The organism is Bacillus sp. AP50 (assembly GCF_040492675.1).
GTDB lineage: Bacteria > Bacillota > Bacilli > Bacillales > Bacillaceae_G > Bacillus_A > Bacillus_A cereus.
Genome location: NZ_JBEUTW010000126.1, coordinates 1 through 17463, shown reverse-complemented (window position 1 = coordinate 17463; position 17463 = coordinate 1). Strand labels below are relative to the sequence as shown.

The window sequence follows — 17463 nt, the reverse complement described above, 5'->3', positions numbered from 1 at the left end:
AGAAAAATAAATATACATTTACAGAATATTTTGCTAAAATCAAAATTGTTAACATAGTGAAGATATCACCATGTTAACAAACATTCTTAGAGTATTTAGTCATAGTTCGTTTTTTACATACTCCATTCATTTCATAGCAAATAAACCGAGTGTGTTTTGCATCCCCCACTAATGATTAAAAACTCAGAATAAAACGAAGTTTACACATTCAAAAAAATACGGGGTGAGGGGCATATGAATCAACAAATTGAACAAACAGATTTAAAACGAACAATGAAAAGTAGACACCTATTTATGATTGCACTCGGCGGTGTTATCGGAACCGGGCTATTTATGGGATCTGGTCAAATCGTCCATAATGCCGGACCTGGTGGTGCTATTCTTGCATTTTTAGTCGGTGGATTTGTTATGTATTTAACGATGTTATGTCTTGGTGAATTATCCGTTGCTATGCCAGAAGCAGGTTCATTCCAAAGTTATGCAAGCAAATTCATTTCACCTGGTTTTGGATTTGTTGTCGGTTGGATGTATTGGTTAAATTGGGCTGTTACAGTTGGCGTAGAGTTAACAACTGTAAGTATTTTAATGAAACGCTGGTTTCCAGAAGTTTCTTCCTGGATTTGGTGCGTTACATTTGCAGCAGCACTCTTCCTCGTAAACGCTTTATCAGCAAAAGCATATGCAGAAGCAGAGTTTTGGTTCGCAAGTGTAAAAGTCGCGACAATTGTCATTTTCATCGTGCTTGGTGGCGCTGTTATGTTCGGTCTACTAGACTTTAATGGAAAGCCAGCTCCAATGCTTCATAATTTCACTGAAAATGGCGGGCTATTTCCCAACGGTGCATTAGCTGTTCTTCTTACGATGATTACAGTAAATTACTCCTTCCAAGGAACAGAATTAATTGGAATCGCTTCAGGAGAAAGTGAAAATCCTGAAAAAACAATTCCAAAAGCAATAAAAAATACAATTTGGCGAACTCTCTTCTTCTTCGTCTTAGCGATATCAGTTGTTGTAGGTTTACTCCCATGGCAAGAGGCTAATCTAGTTGAAAGTCCCTTTGTACTTGTATTTGATGTAGCCGGTGTCCCATATGCAGCAGACATTATGAACTTTGTTATTATTACAGCTGTATTATCCGTTGCTAACTCTGGTCTATACGCAAATTCTCGTATGCTGTGGGCGATGGCAAAACAAGGAATGGCAAGTCCAGCATTTACGAAATTAACTAAAAAAGGTGTACCGCTAAATGCATTAATTTTCAGCCTAATTTTCGCTAGCCTGTCCTTACTAACAAGTGTATTTGCGGCAGATACTGTCTTTCTAGTTTTAACATCTATTGCAGCAATGGCCGCCGTTGTAGTTTGGATGTCAATCGCCGCTTCACAGTTTTTCTTCCGTAGAAATTTCGTGAAAAATGGTGGCGACATAAATGATTTAAAATATCGTACACCGCTCTATCCACTCGTTCCAATCGTAGCGTTCTCGCTCAATTTCATTACATTTGTTAGTTTGGCTTTCATTCCAGATCAAAGAATTGCTCTTTATTGCGGCATTCCATTTATGATTATTTGTTACATTTTATACCAAGTTAAATATAAAAAAATTGTCACACTTGAACAGCCACGAACTGTCACACGAGAAATAAACTAAATATACAAAATATTCAGCTATCTTTCTTATAATAAGATAGCTTTTTTCTATTTCTTGGATATCCTGGTATAACTTTATTTATCTTAAAATTTTCACAATCACGTTTTTCTCTGGAAAATAGTTTACAATGTAATCAAGTTACAAATGATATTCACCTTAAAAAGTGTGCATTTGTGTCTATTTTTTAACAATATATCAAAAACTATTGCCTTCTATAAATTAATAGGTTTATATTGTTTTATTGGCATAGTTTCAATCCAAGGAGAAAGGAGATTTTCAATCGTGCAACTAAAGAAAGCGTTTTGGAAGTTGGCTTCGCTTCTTCCGTTATCATTACTTCTGTTCCTCGGTGGCTGTGATAAAAAACTCGCAGTATTAAATCCGCAAGGACCTGTTGCAAAAGCACAGTATGATTTAATTGTTTGGTCATTCTTGCTTATGTCATTAATTATCGCAATTGTATTCATTCTGTTTACAGTCATCTTGATTCGTTATCGTGAAAAACCAGAGAATATGGACTATGAGCCACCTGAACAACACGGTAACACATTACTAGAAATTATTTGGACGCTTGTTCCTGTTATTATCGTTATCGCATTATCGATTCCAACAGTAAAAGCAACTTATGCTTCGGAAGAGGTTCCGAAAGAGTCCAAACATATTAAACCAGTTGAAATTTATGTTACATCTGCAAACTGGAAATGGTTATTCAGTTACCCAGAGGAAAAAATTGAAACCGTTAACTATTTAAACATCCCAGCTGGTGTACCAATTCAATTCAAACTGACTTCTGTCGGCCCAATGAATGCTTTCTGGGTACCAGAACTTGGTGGTATGAAGTACACAATGGATGGCATGATTATGGATCTTTATTTACAAGCTGATAAGCCAGGTTCTTACCTAGGTCGTAGTGCGAACTTCTCTGGTGAAGGATTCACTCACATGGAGTTCGAAGTTGAAGCGAAAACTAAAGAGAAATATGACAAGTGGGTTAAAGAAGTACAACAAACTGCTGATAAGTTAACAGAACAGAAATACAACGAAATTATTAAACCTGGTGTAGTTGGACGCATGACGTTCTCTAGTCACCACTTAAGTTATGTAGATCCAAAATCACTTGAATATTGTGATTACAACTACTACAAAAACAAAAAATAATAGCTATTATTCCAACAGATTGGAGTGAACACAGTGAAGCTTGATGAATTCTTTGTCACAGGTGACCCGATTATTTACGGTGCAGACGCTTCTATCGTTCTTGTGACATTAGCAATCATTTTCGTACTAACAAAGTATAAAAAATGGAAATGGCTTTGGGACGAATGGTTGACAACTGTTGACCATAAAAAAATCGGAGCCATGTATATTATTTCTGCGGTTATCATGTTATTCCGTGGTGGTATGGATGGTTTAATGATCCGTGCACAGTTAACATTCCCAGAAACAACTTATTTAAACGCTGAACACTATAACGGAATCTTTACAACGCATGGTACAGTAATGATTCTTTTCATGGCAATGCCATTCGTTATGGGATTAATGAACCTTGTAGTACCATTACAAATTGGTGCTCGTGATGTTGCATATCCGTTCTTAAATGCTTTAAGTTTCTGGTTATTCTTTGTCGGAGCAATGTTATTCAACATCGCTTTCGTAATCGGTGGTTCTCCAGACGCTGGGTGGACTTCTTACTTCCCAATGGCAGGTACAGAGTTTACTTCAGGCGTAGGAAATAACTACTACGCAATTGCATTACAGATTTCAGGTCTCGGTACGCTAATGACCGGTATTAACTTCCTTGTTACTATCTTAAAAATGCGTACACCTGGTATGACTTTAATGAGAATGCCAATGTTTACTTGGTCAATCTTAATTACAACAATTATCATTATTTTCGCTTTCCCAGTATTAACAGTTGCTCTTGCATTAATGACATTTGACCGTCTATTCGATGCTCACTTCTTTACGATGGCGAGCGGCGGTATGCCGATGTTATGGGCCAACCTGTTCTGGGTATGGGGTCACCCTGAAGTATATATCGTTATTTTACCGGCATTCGGTATTTTCTCTGAAATCATTAGTACATTCTCACGTAAGCGTCTATTCGGTTACAGTGCGATGGTATACTCAATGGTTGCAATTTCTTTACTAAGTTTCGTCGTATGGCTTCACCACTTCTTCACGATGGGTGCAGGTCCAGCGGTTAACTCATTCTTCTCGATTTCGACAATGGCGATTTCGATTCCAACCGGTGTTAAGATCTTTAACTGGTTGTTTACACTGTATAAAGGACGTATCCGTTTTACAGTTCCAATGCTTTGGTCATTGGCATTTATTCCAAACTTCGTAGTCGGTGGGGTTACAGGGGTTATGCTTGGAATGGCAGCTGCTGATTATCAATACCATAACAGCTACTTCCTAATCGCTCACTTCCACTACGTATTAATCGCAGGTACAGTATTCGCTATGCTTGCTGGATTCACATTCTGGTATCCAAAAATGACTGGTCATATGTTAAATGAACGCCTAGGTAAATGGACATTCTGGATCTTTATGAGCGGATTCAACATCTGTTTCTTCCCAATGTACTTCTTAGGTTTAGACGGTATGACTCGTCGTATGTACACTTACTCTGAAAGTCTTGGATGGGGATGGCTAAACCAAATCGCATCTGTTGGTGCGGTAATGATGGGTATCGGCTTCCTACTTCTTTGCTACAACGTAATTTGGAGTGCACGTCACGGTGAACGTGACACAACTGGAGATCCATGGGATGGTCGTACACTTGAATGGGCAACTCACTCTCCTGTACAACATTACAACTTCGCGAAGCTTCCTGAAATTAAAGAAGCTGATGCTTTCTGGTACATGAAAAAACGCGGAGAAACAGTTACACCAGCAGCAGAAGATATCAAACCAATTCACATGCCAAGTAACTCTGGTGTGCCTATTATTGCGTCTGGATTCTTCGGTCTTGCAGGTTTCGCATTAGTATTTAGCTGGTTCTGGCTTGCAGCAATCGGTGGAGTTGGTATTTTAGCTTGCTTAATCTATCGTTCATTCGATTATGATGAAGGTTACTATATCAGTGTTGATGAAATTAAAAAAACAGAACATATAGCATGAGAGGTGAAATGACATGGCGGCTTTAGATAAAAGCTTACCTTTGGAATATCAATCCGAACAAAGCAGATTGAATATCCTAGGATTCTGGATTTTTCTTGGGGCTGAAATTATGCTGTTCGCAACACTTTTCGCCTCTTATCTAGTCCTTGCTGGTCGTACGGCAGATGGCCCAACACCAGCGCAATTGTTTGAACTTAAAACGCTTTTAATTCAAACATTACTACTTTTAACAAGTAGTTTTACATGCGGTATCGTAATTCATGAAATGCGTAAGCATAACCAAAAAGCGATGCTTGGATGGTTCGTCCTTACATTACTTTTAGGTGCAGGTTTCCTATTCTTTGAGATCGAAGAGTTCATTATGTACATTGGTGAAGGCGCAACAATTCAAACAAGTGCTTTCTTATCTGGATTCTTCGTTCTTCTTGGAACGCACGGAGCTCACGTAACAGGCGGTATCATTTGGGCAACTTGTGTTATTATCCAAATTTTAAAACGAGGTTTAACACCAGTTACAGCTCGTAAAGTATTCATTATCAGCTTATACTGGCATTTCCTTGATCTAGTTTGGGTCTTTATTTACACACTAGTTTACTTGAACGGGATGGTGGCGTAAATGGCTCAAAACAACAATCAAGCAAACGGGCATGCGCATAGCGGATTCCCTTGGTCACACGTTTTCGGATTTATTTTATCGCTTGCATTAACGTTTCTAGCGTTATACGTGGCACTTTACACAACATTGCCACTTTCAACAGTCTTAACAACTATTATCATAATGGCTGTTGCGCAAGCATTGTTACAATTAATTATGTTCATGCATTTAAAAGAAGGAGAAGGAAGAGTTCAAATTCTTACAATGATATACAGTTTCTTCGTTGCAACTGCAACAGTTGGTTTAACTGTATGGATCTTCTTCTCAATGTAATGTACATGAAAAAGACTGCTGAGATTCCTCAGCAGTCTTTTTTTATCCCCTCCCCTATTACATCCACATTACGGAATTAACAACAGAATCATGAAAAATATACTTATTATGACAAATGTTAAGAAAAATCTTTCTTTATGAAATCGAATCCATATGCGTTGCTTTTCTACCTATTATATGGCTAAATAGGTACTATATTTATTTGAAGGGAGAGAACGCAATGGAACATCATACTTCTGTTCTATCACTTATGGTTGTCGTTGCAATCGCGTTTTTCGTTCCCCTTTTGTTACAACGCTTTAAATTAAAAGCACTTCCTGTTGTCGTTGCAGAAATTATTGCAGGAATCTTTGTAGGTAAAAGTGGGTTTAATATTATTGAGCCAGATATATGGCTTCAAGTTTTATCAACATTAGGATTTATCTTCCTCATGTTCTTAAGCGGTTTAGAAATTGATTTTTCTATCTTTAAACAAAAAGGGAAAAAAAATACGACAAACGAGCCAAATACATTTCAAGTAGCAAGCATTATCTTCTTATTTATTTTCATCTTATCTTATGCCCTATCATTACTATTCGTATGGCTAGGATTTGTAGATAATGCAATGTTCATGACTTTAATTATTTCAACTATTTCTTTAGGTGTTGTTGTACCAACATTAAAAGAAAACAACCTAGGAAAAACTGCAATCGGACAAATCATTTTATTAGTTGCTGTTATTGCAGACTTAGTTACAATGATTTTACTCGCTGTTTTCGTCGGATTAAATTCCGAAAGCGGTCAAAGTATGTGGCTCTTACTTATTCTATTCGGTGCCGGTATTGTCATTTACTTTATTGCAAAACGCTTTAAAAACATTCCATACTTAGATAGTTTAAAAGCTGGTAGTGTACAAATTGATACACGAGCTGTTTTTGCACTCATTTTAATCTTAGTTGGGTTATCGGAATCTGTTGGAGCAGAAAATATTTTAGGTGCCTTCTTAGCAGGTGTACTTGTATCGTTATTATCACCAAATGAAGATATGGTGGAAAAACTTGATTCTATCGGCTATGGTTTCTTCATCCCTATTTTCTTCGTAATGGTTGGTGTAAATCTAGAGGTGTGGTCTATTTTCAAAGAACCTTCTAGCATGCTAATGATTCCAATCTTAATTGTAGGACTCTTTATTTCGAAACTCTTACCATCACTCGTCTTAAGAAAATGGTATCCACGTAATATCGTACTTGGAAGTGCAATCTTATTAACATCGACACTTTCTTTAGTTATTGCGGCTGCACAAATTGGTGAAAAACTGGAGATCATCAGTCCAAGTTTATCTGCCTCTCTTATTTTAAGCGCAGTTATTACTTGTATTTTTGCACCTATATTGTTTAAAAAAATGTTCCCAAAAGTAGAAACACCAAAACCAAAAGTAGCTATTATTGGCGCGAGCAGAATTACCCTTCCGTTATCACTAGATTTAAAACGAGAAGATTATGACGTAACGCTATATATGATGCGTCAAAACAAAATAAATGATGAAGAAGCGAAATCACATGACTTCCCTATCGTGAAATTAGATGACATCACAATCGCATCATTAACTGAACAAACAGCATTTGATGCAGATCGCGTCGTTGTTGCAACAAGCGATGATGAACAAAACTTATTATTGGCAGAACATGCAAAAGAGCTAGGTGTTGAACATGTTATTGCAAGTGTAGAAGATCCACTTCTACAAGAAAAAGCAACGCAAGAACATATCGCTGTATTCTCAACAATTAACTCTACACGTATTTTATTACGTGCACTTATTGATAAACCTAGTCTCGTTCGCTTAATTACAACAGCAAACGAAACAGTACGTGAAGTTGAACTGCGCAGCAATAAATATAACGGCGTTGCGCTTCGCCGCCTCCCGTTTTTAGGTGATGTACTTGTCATTCAAATCTACCGCGGTAACAAAGCATTAATACCACATGGTGATACAAGACTACAACACGGTGACACATTACTTGTAACAGGTTCAAAAGAACATATCGATACACTAAAAAACATATTAGAGTAAAAAAATGCCCCTCACATAATTGAGGGGCATTTTTTTAACTTCATATGGTAAAATGTTACTATCACATATTATGAGGATGGATCACATTATGTCTATTGTAACTTTAGCTCTTTTATTATTAGCAGAAATACTCGTTGCCATTATTCTCATCGGTGTTAGTATTGAGATTTGTAGTTACGGATGGAAAAAATCGAATGGAATAAAATATTCTTGCCTCCTACTTTCACTCCTTCTCGGAACTGCTAGCATACTCGGACTTCTCGCCGCACCTGCTTATTTCTTTATACAATTAACAGAAAAGGCCTTATAAGAAAGGATGTTAATATGATTATCGTGAAAAATATTGAGGGATCTGAAACTTACGTATTACGTCAAAAAATTTTACGCCCCAATCAAACATTAGCAGATTGTAAATATCCTTCCGATTATGAAACAGACACCTTCCACTTAGGCGCATTTATAAACGATGAACTAATTAGTATCGCTTCCTTCTCAAAAGAAATATACCCTGACCTACCAGCCGGTATTCATTATCGTCTACGAGGAATGGCCACATTACCTGAGTTTCGAAACAACCACGCTGGAAGCTCCTTAATTCAGAATGCAGAACAAATCTTACAAGAGCGTCAAGCAAATATGTTATGGTGTAATGGCCGAATTACTGTAACTGACTATTACAAGCGATTAGGCTTTCAGGAGCATGGTGAAATTTTTGAAATTAAACCAATTGGCCTTCATAAAGTTTTGTATAAAAAGATATAAGAAAAGCTTTCCTCAATACGGGAAAGCCTTTCTTATATTTCAATCTTCTCTTTTTATTTTTTTCATATATATGTATATAAACAAACTAGGAACTAAAAAACAAGCAAACATAATAAGTCCTGTCATACTAATTTCCTTTATCGAAATATCTGGTGTTACAACGATACAAATAGCTAAAATCCCAATAATAATACCCACCGGAATGAATAATAGCTTCATAAAATAACGACGCGACACTCCGCCCGTATGCTCATACACTTCCACTGAATTTTTCAGATTTAAAAAGTTAATAATTATTATCCCGCCCATAAATACCATTAATAAATCCGAAACACTTTCATATCCTGCCCCTTGCAAGACATAGCGGTAAAAGACGATAGCTAGTATGACGATATTTTGTAAGATGAAAGCTAATCTAATATGTTTTAACCCTTCAATCATTAAACGTTCATCTTTCACGATTTTCATCCTACCACTCCTTTTCCTCCCAAAACAAATCATTCAACGTTTTATCTACTGCATAACAAATTTTTAAACATAAATCTAAAGATGGATTGTATTTCCCCTTCTCAATTAAACTAATCGTTTGCCTTGTAACGCCTACTTTTTCTGCTAATTGTTGCTGTGTTAAATCTAACTGAACACGCGCGACTTTTATTTTACTTACAGCCATTCATGTTCCTCCTTCACCCTTATTGTAACATATATATTCCATTACGTAATTTATATTTTACGAAACCAATTAAGTTTTCATCTTATCCCGATTGGTGTGGGCTAATACACAGTGAGGACATCCGCTACTGCCTATAGTTTCACTTTATTATACACAAAAAGGGAGCCTCCCATAAGAAGGCCCTCTCCTATATTTATATTATAAGAATAAATGACATCCAAATAAGAATGCAAATAAGTATAGTAATGGATGTACTTCCATCCCTTTACCCTTCACAATTTTCAAGACTGGATATACTAAAAATCCAATTGCGATTCCATTTGCAATACTAGATGTTAACGGAATACCTATAAAAATTAAAAATGCTGGTAACGCATCTTCAAATTCATTCCAATTAATATCTCGAATGCTTTGCGCCATTAAACTACCTACTATAATTAATGAAGGAGCTGTAATAGCGGCTACACTTGATAGAGAAGCAATAACAGGACTAAAAAATGCCGTTATAATTGTTAGACCAACAACTACAATCCCTGTTAATCCAGTTTTACCACCTGCAGCAATACCTGCTGATGATTCAATCGTCGCTGCTGTTGGGCTTGTTCCAAAGATAGAACCTGTAGTCCCGCCAATTGCATCTGCAATAAACGCTTTACCAAAACGCTTCTCTGTATTGTCTGTAATTAAACCTGCTTGTTTAATTAAACCGAGTAATGCACCTGTTGTATCGAATAAAAGTACAAGTAAAAATGAAAATACAACGCCGTATAATCCGTATTCAATTACATCTGAAAAGGCATTGATTGGGTTTGAAACGATGATACCCTCTGGTAAATGAGGCATCGCCACAATTTTATCAGCAAACTTCAATTGCCCTGTAAAGAAGGCAATAATTCCTGTCACAATCATACTAATAAATAATGCACCGCTCACACGCAATGTCATTAATACCGCCGCTAATATTAAACCAATTAAAGTTAAAATAACAGCTGGAGAATGAAAATCACCAATCGTAACTAAATTAGACGGATGATCCACGATAATTCCAGAAAGGCGCAATCCAATAAAAGCAATAAATAGTCCAATTCCACCTGCAATTGCATGCTTTAAACTATCAGGAATTGCTAAAATTAACTTTTGCCTAAACGAAGTAAAAGATAATAAAAGAAAAATAATCCCCGTTACAAATACAGCTGAAAAGGCAACTACATATGTAATCCCTTCTGCCTTCTGTACAACAGAATAAGCAAAATATGCATTCATTCCCATAGCTGGAGCAATAACAATTGGGTAATTCGCGAAAATCGCCATACCTACTGTTCCAACAACGGTTGCAATAATTGTTGCTGTAAACGCTTGGTCAAATGGTACACCTGCATCAGATAATATTTTTGGATTGATGACAAGAATATACGCAAATGTAAAAAAAGTTGTGATGCCAGCTAAAAACTCTTGCTTCACAGAAGTGTTATATTTTTGTAATTGAAACATGCTTATGTACCCTTCCTACACCTGAATTATTATCACACATTCTTTTTCTTACTAGTATGTGAGAAATTATAATACTTAATCTTAACAATCAATAAAAAGAAGAGTCAATATATTCCCTAATAGTTCGAATTTTAAGTTTAAGTCTGACAAGTACAGATGTAGTACAGTTCATTATGATTATTTTTGTAGCATAACAGATAGAAATGTTTTATAATTTGAAATAGTTAAATATTTAGTAAACGCATTCAAATATCGTTCACTCTACAAGGGGGATTCTTCTTATGCATCACACAAACAAATCTGGAACTTTAAATCGTGGTTTAAAAGAACGACATATTACTTTAATGTCACTGGGCTCAGCTATTGGCGTTGGGCTATTTTTAGGATCCGCTTCCGCCATTAAACTAGCCGGTCCTTCTATTTTGCTAGGCTATATGATTGCCGGTCTCGTTATTTTTTTCATTATGCGAGCGCTTGGGGAAATGGCAATTGAACAACCTGTTGCTGGTTCTTTTAGTAAATATGCATATGATTATATTGGACCACTCGCTGGTTATATTACTGGTTGGAATTACTGGTTCTTATGGGTTGTTACTTGTATGGCTGAAATTACAGCAGCTGGCATTTACATGCAGTACTGGTTCCCTGATATCCCGCGCTGGACTTGGGCATTACTTGCTCTATTATTAATGAGCGCTTTTAACTTCTTATCGGTAAAAGTATTTGGAGAACTTGAGTTTTGGTTTGCTCTCATTAAAATTGTCACAATTATCTGTATGATAGTGGTCGGAGCTGGTATTATTTTATTCGGATTCGGAAACGGTGGTATCGCTACTGGTATTTCAAATCTTTGGTCACATGGTGGCTGGTTCCCAAATGGATTTTCTGGGTTACTACTCTCCATGCAGATGGTACTATTCGCTTATTTAGGCGTTGAATTAATCGGTGTTACAGCTGGTGAGGCTCAAAATCCGAAGAAAACACTCGCAAAGGCAATTGATAACGTATTTTGGAGAATTCTACTCTTTTACGTTGGGGCATTATTCGTTATGATGGCAATTTATCCATGGAACGAACTTGGTGAGAAAGGCAGTCCATTTGTATTAACATTCCAGCAAATTGGTATCGCAAAAGCAGCAGGTATTATTAACTTTGTCGTATTAACAGCAGCTCTTTCTTCTTGTAACGGTGGTTTATTTAGTACAGGCCGTATGCTATATACATTAGCTCAGCAGAAAAAAGCTCCTGAAAGATTTGGTCGTTTAAATAAAAATGGCATTCCAAGCCAAGGAATTGTAGCAACTGCTATCGTTTTACTAATTGGTGTTATATTAAACTATCTTGTACCTGCAAAGGTATTTACATGGCTTACTAGCATTTCAACTTTCGGTGCAATTTGGACTTGGGGCATTATATTAGTCGCTCAAATTAAATTCCGTAAAAGCTTGCCTACTCAAAATAAACAAAAGTTATCATATAAAATGCCTTTATACCCATTAAGCTCATATTTCTCACTTGCCTTCCTTGCACTAGTCTTATGTATAATGGCGTATTCAGAAGATACACGAATTGCATTGATTGTCGGCCCAATTTGGCTTATCGGCTTAGCAATCGTATATTACATGAAAGGGTTTCATAAGATTGATGAAACACCTAACTCAAAAATTAGTTAAGCAAAACATCCCTTCCTTATTACTTGGAAGGGATGTTTTTATATCTATATAAATATTTCTCAACAAAATTCACGGTATTTTTACAATTTTTTAATATTTTTTATGTTTTCCGTCTTTATTTTTACAGAAAAATAAATTACATTATTAAAGCACATATATTTATTATTAGGGGGATTCTTCTATGAAGAATAAAAAATGGATTACATTTTCTTTAGCAACAGCAATTACACTAAGTATAGGGACCTCGTTCATACCGTCTACTTATGCCGAAAGCTCTGTAGACCCAGCTCCTGAAATTGCTGCAAAAGTTGTAAATCAAAACAATGGGAAGAAAGTATTATTTGATAATACACACGGTCAAACTGCTGGGACAGCTGACTGGGTTATTGACGGCGGCTTTTCTGACTTCGGAAACGGCATTGCAAAAAACGGATATCACGTAAAGGAACTTCGTAAATCAACACCTATTACGTACGAAGATTTAAAAGATTACAATGTATTTATCGTCCCAGAAGCTAATATTCCTTACAAAAAATCTGAGCAGGACGCTATGTTACAATATGTAAAAAATGGTGGTAGTATCTTCTTTATTGCTGATCATTACAATGCAGATCGTAATAAAAATCGCTGGGACTCTTCTGAAGTATTTAATGGATATAGACGCGGTGCTTGGGATAATCCAGCAAAAGGAATGTCTAATGAAGAAGCAAATTCACAAGCTATGCAAGGAGTAGAAAGCTCTGATTGGCTCTCTGACAACTTCGGTATTCGCTTCCGCTACAATGCACTTGGTGATGTTTCAGCGAAAACAATTGTATCACCTGAACAATCTTTCGGAATTACAAAAGGTGTTTCGTCTGTAGCAATGCATGCTGGTTCTACTCTAGCAATTACAAACCCAAAACTAGCAAAAGGACTTGTTTACCTTCCAGAAAATCCATCAAAATGGAATAACGCTGTTGATAGTGGCGTTTATAATGGCGGTGGTATTGCAGAAGGCCCATATGCTGCAATTGCAAAAGTAGGACTTGGAAAAGCTGCCTTTATTGGTGACTCTTCTCCTGTTGAAGATGCTACGCCAAAGTACGTTCGTGAAGATTCTGGCCAAACAAAGAAAACTTACGATGGTTATAAAGAAGAAAACGATGCTATCTTATTAGAAAACATCGTAAATTGGTTATCGAATAAAGAGACATTTACAAGTTTAGATCAAGTAAATGGTTTACAACTTGATTCACCTACAGCTCTACAGACATTTGAACAGCCAAGCTTATCAACAGAACCACAACCTGAACCTTGGGGTGCACCAAATGCAGGTTATCAATGGTTTAATACAAATACTTTCAAACCAGGTTCATACGGTTATAATGGTGCGGTAACAACAAGCGACTACGTCGTTACACACCCTAGCATTCTACCAAACAATGAAATTTTCCAAATGAAGATTCAAGTAAACAACTTACTACCTAATACAACTTATAACAACTATTCTTTAGGTATCTTCACTACTGGAGGAACACAAGTGGCTAAAGTACAAAATGCAAACGGCACTTGGCCATCTACTTTTGGATATAGCAGTGCATTTTCTTTCACAACAAACAGCTTAGGCTCTGCTGAGAAAGTTGTAAATGTACAGATTGATTCAAATACAATTGGACAAGCAACGCTTCGTCTACGCCAAAATACAACAACGAAATATAATGAAACTGTAACAATTAATAAGAAATAATAAAAAAGGCAATCCATACATGGATTGCCTTCTTCTCACTTCTCTTCCTTCGAGAAAAACATTCTTGAAATAACGATACCTATACTACCGACGATTAGGAATAACACTGCCCTAATCATCATCGATACCTCTGGTAAGTCAAGTAAGAATAACTTCCCTACCGTTACGACTAAAACGACTAAACCAGCATATAATATTTCATTCATATTTCTATTTCTTCCAAACCAAACCGCAAATAATGCATATACCATCCATAATAACGATACTGATACACTAATTACGCTTCCATCTGTAGATAAAACTTCACCGATTCTCGTAATTGTAATAAATACAATTATCATAAACCAATAGAGCACTATAGAATACATATATTTGCCGAAGCTCGCTAATACTTCTTTCGCTTCTCTCATGCAATAATAGAACGTTCCTATTAAAATAAGATGAGCAACAAAGCCTGCCGAAATAAATTGATCAAACGGGCTAAAAATAGTCTGTATCATTCCAATTGCGTAAACCGTCGCACTAACATACAATTTTATCTGTTGTTTTACTTTAATAGAAGTGACCATGCCGAGGAAACCTTGTAATAATAGTACAATCGCTGCATTCACTAAACTATACTCATATAAAATTGCTAAACTAAATGCTCCCATTGCGAAACTAAATAAGAGATTTGTAAATGTAGAATGTCTATTTTTCCTATATTCAAATACGAACATAGCGGCATGCACGATTGCACTAATAATTAATCCCCATGTTGTAAAATCAGGTATTTTTGAAATAGCTAGTATAAAGAACACTGCATTTGCACTAAATATCGCCAAACGTGGTTCTAGTATAAAACTTCTCTCCGTAAACATATGCCAAAATAATAGTAAATGAATCAAACCATATACAATCGTTAACTGTACTTGCAAGTTCTCTACTAACATTGACATAACAGCAAAGAAAACGAAAAGGACAATGGCAGCAACAGCGTAAGAAATCATATATAAGTATTTATAACGATTTTTCAACGCATACCATAATAAACTAAGTGTTAATACTGTCTCATATCCAAAGAAAATATAAGGATTAGGAGTCGTACTATTTAACAAGAATGGTACGAAGAACGCTCCGACCGCTACGAAAATAGTGAGATATTCCGATTGATATCTTTTCGCTAAATAAATACCTAAAATAACCCATGCAATATTACAGAGAAACGCGACACTTGCCGGAATAAATCCATATAAATAATGTGCTGCAAACGTTGTTAGAACAATCCCGGTAATACTTCCTCCAGCTAATACTAACCCTAACGCCTGCCGCTCTCTTTTAATTTGAATATCTCCTATATAATACAATCCGATAGATAATACGATACCAAACACAATTCGTATCGCTGGTGTTAATAAGCCAGCATCTACCCCTGCTTTAAATAACCAGATCACTCCAAGCAACATAATACCGACAAATACACGCGGTAACCATGTTTGACAAAACTTAATAATATTAAATGGCTCTGGTTTAAAAGCAGATATATCTACTTGTTTTACCTGACGTTCTTGCAAAGGCTCTTTTATCTTAACTATTTCTTCTTTTGGCTTTTCCTCCATTACCGTTTCAATATATTCTTTCTTGTTCTTACTAACATGTTGCTGAGCGTTTTCTACTTCTATTTCCCTTTGCTTTACTTTTAATTCAGCAAGTGCTTCTTGAATTGTTTCAATTGCCGTTTCGAGTGCTTCTATTTTCTTATCCAAATCCTTCTTCATACGCTCCCCCCTCATTTGTAACTCTCATTAAACCTATATATTACCAATTATCTTTATCATACTCCTAGTCTATTCATTTTCAATAGTATTTTTTCCAAAAAAAGAAAGGCGTCTTCCAAAATCGGAAAACACCTTTTTACTCAGTTATTCTTATTTAAAACAATGCTAACGATGAAACCAAGACACATGCCTACAATAGCTGGAACAATCCACCCAACACCTTCTGTATAAAACGGAATGTATTTTAATGCTGACGTCCACTGATTCATCATTACATTTTTATTTAAAATATCAATTGCACTAAATATCGCTACAACCAAAACAGTTACTGCATATACGTATGCATACTTTCCAATATACTGATGGAATACCCCTAGAATAATAAGCGTTAACGCAATTGGATAAATAAATCCAAGAATTGGTACTGATACTTTTAAAATTTGCGTTAACCCTAAATTAGCTAAAATCATACTAACAACGCTTACTATAAATGCCCACAATTTATAAGATACTTTCGGAAATGCACTCGCAAAAAATTGACTACAAGACGTAACAAGTCCAATTGAAACACATAAACACGCGATAGTAAAAATAAGACCTAATAAAACGACTCCGCCCTGTCCAAATAATGTAATCATAACTTGTGCTAACACTTTCGCACCGTTATCGAATGTTCCTAATGAGCCACTAATTGCCCCCACATATCCAAGGATGACATAAATAATCGATAATAATAATCCTGCCCCAATGCCAGCAATACTCATATATTTCGCTAAACCTTTATCATCTTCAATACCCTTTGCACGTAATGCATTTGCAATAACAATTCCAAAGATTAAAGCAGCTAACGCATCCATTGTTAAATATCCATCTAAAAACCCTTGAAACATAGGAGCTTGTCCATAGTTCCCTATTGGTTCTTTCATATCTCCTACCGTTGTAAACATACTCTTTATAAAAATGAGTGCAATCATACATAATAATAACGGCGTCAAGACTTTTCCAAACAACCCCATTAATTTAGATGGGGATAAACTTAACCAGTAAACAATACTAAAGAAAATAACTGTGTAAAACAATAATAATCCGTTTCCTGCTTCAGGGAATAACTGACCTGGCCCCATTTCAAAAGCTAAACTTCCCGCACGTGGTATACCAAGCCCAGGTCCAATAAATACATACACGATACATGGAAAAATAATTGCAAATGAAGAATGAACCCTACCCGCTAACGTTTGAAAACTTCCTGCTTTTGCAATGGAGATAACACCTAATATAGGAAGACCTGTTGCTGATATAATAAATCCTACTAATGAAATCCAAACATGTTCTCCTGCTTCATATCCAAGGAAAGGTGGAAATATCAGATTCCCTGCTCCAAAGAACATAGAGAATAACATAAGGCTAATAAGTAAAATTTCTTTTTTCTGTAACAATTTCATTTCTTTCTCCTTCTTTAATTTCATCTTTTATGAAATCAATTTCACATATAAAAAAGTACAATAACCCGCTTCCTTACAAAGAAAACATAGTCCATAGTCTATCACAAAAGAAACACCCATTCTATAGCTATTCCTCTTTTCCAATTTCTTCTGAAAAATCAACCTTTATTGACTTATAATAG

15 protein-coding genes are annotated in these 17463 nt (G+C 36.0%); 10 read left to right on the top strand and 5 right to left on the bottom strand.

Annotation, left to right across the window (positions count from 1 at the left end; genetic code table 11):
* Positions 1 to 234: 234 nt before the first annotated feature.
* The 8 genes from ABWK52_RS11290 (at position 235) to ABWK52_RS11255 (ending at position 8516) form a co-directional block, all read left to right on the top strand.
* On the top strand, positions 235 to 1650 hold the full coding sequence (locus tag ABWK52_RS11290; protein WP_087964873.1) for an amino acid permease: 1416 nt from the start codon (positions 235 to 237) through the stop codon (positions 1648 to 1650).
* Positions 1651 to 1932: 282 nt separating this feature from the next.
* Positions 1933 to 2808: a cytochrome aa3 quinol oxidase subunit II gene (locus tag ABWK52_RS11285; protein WP_001176166.1), complete on the top strand. Its 876-nt coding sequence runs from the start codon at positions 1933 to 1935 to the stop codon at positions 2806 to 2808.
* A gap of 33 nt (positions 2809 to 2841) precedes the next feature.
* On the top strand, positions 2842 to 4776 hold the full coding sequence (gene qoxB, locus ABWK52_RS11280) for a cytochrome aa3 quinol oxidase subunit I (protein ID WP_000762367.1): 1935 nt from the start codon (positions 2842 to 2844) through the stop codon (positions 4774 to 4776).
* 13 nt (positions 4777 to 4789) lie between these two features.
* Entirely contained in the window at positions 4790 to 5392 is a 603-nt protein-coding gene (gene qoxC / locus ABWK52_RS11275; protein ID WP_000729318.1) for a cytochrome aa3 quinol oxidase subunit III, read from the top strand.
* Positions 5393 to 5704 (top strand): cytochrome aa3 quinol oxidase subunit IV, encoded by a 312-nt coding sequence (qoxD, locus tag ABWK52_RS11270; RefSeq protein ID WP_000068425.1) that lies wholly within the window; start codon positions 5393 to 5395, stop codon positions 5702 to 5704.
* Between the two features lie 220 nt (positions 5705 to 5924).
* Complete coding sequence (locus ABWK52_RS11265) at positions 5925 to 7754, top strand: monovalent cation:proton antiporter family protein (RefSeq protein WP_000399972.1); 1830 nt, start codon at positions 5925 to 5927, stop codon at positions 7752 to 7754.
* 52 nt (positions 7755 to 7806) lie between these two features.
* Positions 7807 to 8064 carry a DUF4022 family protein gene (locus ABWK52_RS11260; RefSeq protein WP_044129536.1) on the top strand — a complete coding sequence of 86 codons (258 nt, stop codon included), beginning with the start codon at positions 7807 to 7809 and terminating at the stop codon, positions 8062 to 8064.
* A 14-nt stretch (positions 8065 to 8078) separates the two neighbouring features.
* Positions 8079 to 8516 (top strand): GNAT family N-acetyltransferase, encoded by a 438-nt coding sequence (locus ABWK52_RS11255; protein ID WP_000587681.1) that lies wholly within the window; start codon positions 8079 to 8081, stop codon positions 8514 to 8516.
* A 39-nt stretch (positions 8517 to 8555) separates the two neighbouring features.
* On the opposite strand, the gene ABWK52_RS11250 is transcribed toward ABWK52_RS11255, so the two are convergent.
* The 3 genes from ABWK52_RS11250 to ABWK52_RS11240 form a co-directional block, all read right to left on the bottom strand.
* Positions 8556 to 8984 carry a hypothetical protein gene (locus ABWK52_RS11250; protein WP_000706629.1) on the bottom strand — a complete coding sequence of 143 codons (429 nt, stop codon included), beginning with the start codon at positions 8982 to 8984 and terminating at the stop codon, positions 8556 to 8558.
* Between the two features lies 1 nt (position 8985).
* The gene (locus tag ABWK52_RS11245) at positions 8986 to 9189 is read right to left on the bottom strand and encodes a helix-turn-helix transcriptional regulator (RefSeq protein ID WP_000301183.1); all 204 of its coding nucleotides are present in this window, start codon (positions 9187 to 9189) and stop codon (positions 8986 to 8988) included.
* Positions 9190 to 9387: 198 nt separating this feature from the next.
* Positions 9388 to 10680, bottom strand: a complete 1293-nt coding sequence (locus ABWK52_RS11240) for an NCS2 family permease (protein WP_000487191.1) — start codon at positions 10678 to 10680, stop codon at positions 9388 to 9390.
* 281 nt (positions 10681 to 10961) lie between these two features.
* On the opposite strand from ABWK52_RS11240, the gene ABWK52_RS11235 reads away from it, so the two are divergent.
* A complete protein-coding gene (locus ABWK52_RS11235) occupies positions 10962 to 12353 on the top strand; it encodes an amino acid permease (protein WP_097995032.1) in 1392 nt (463 codons plus the stop codon).
* A gap of 181 nt (positions 12354 to 12534) precedes the next feature.
* Positions 12535 to 14082 (top strand): DNA-binding protein, encoded by a 1548-nt coding sequence (locus ABWK52_RS11230; protein WP_000791508.1) that lies wholly within the window; start codon positions 12535 to 12537, stop codon positions 14080 to 14082.
* Between the two features lie 35 nt (positions 14083 to 14117).
* Here ABWK52_RS11230 and ABWK52_RS11225 read toward each other — a convergent pair whose 3' ends face one another.
* Positions 14118 to 15839 (bottom strand): DUF2339 domain-containing protein, encoded by a 1722-nt coding sequence (locus ABWK52_RS11225; RefSeq protein ID WP_098541052.1) that lies wholly within the window; start codon positions 15837 to 15839, stop codon positions 14118 to 14120.
* A gap of 140 nt (positions 15840 to 15979) precedes the next feature.
* Positions 15980 to 17281, bottom strand: coding sequence for a branched-chain amino acid transport system II carrier protein BrnQ1 (gene brnQ1 / locus ABWK52_RS11220; protein ID WP_218272645.1), 1302 nt, complete (start codon positions 17279 to 17281; stop codon positions 15980 to 15982).
* Between the last annotated feature and the right edge of the window lie 182 nt (positions 17282 to 17463).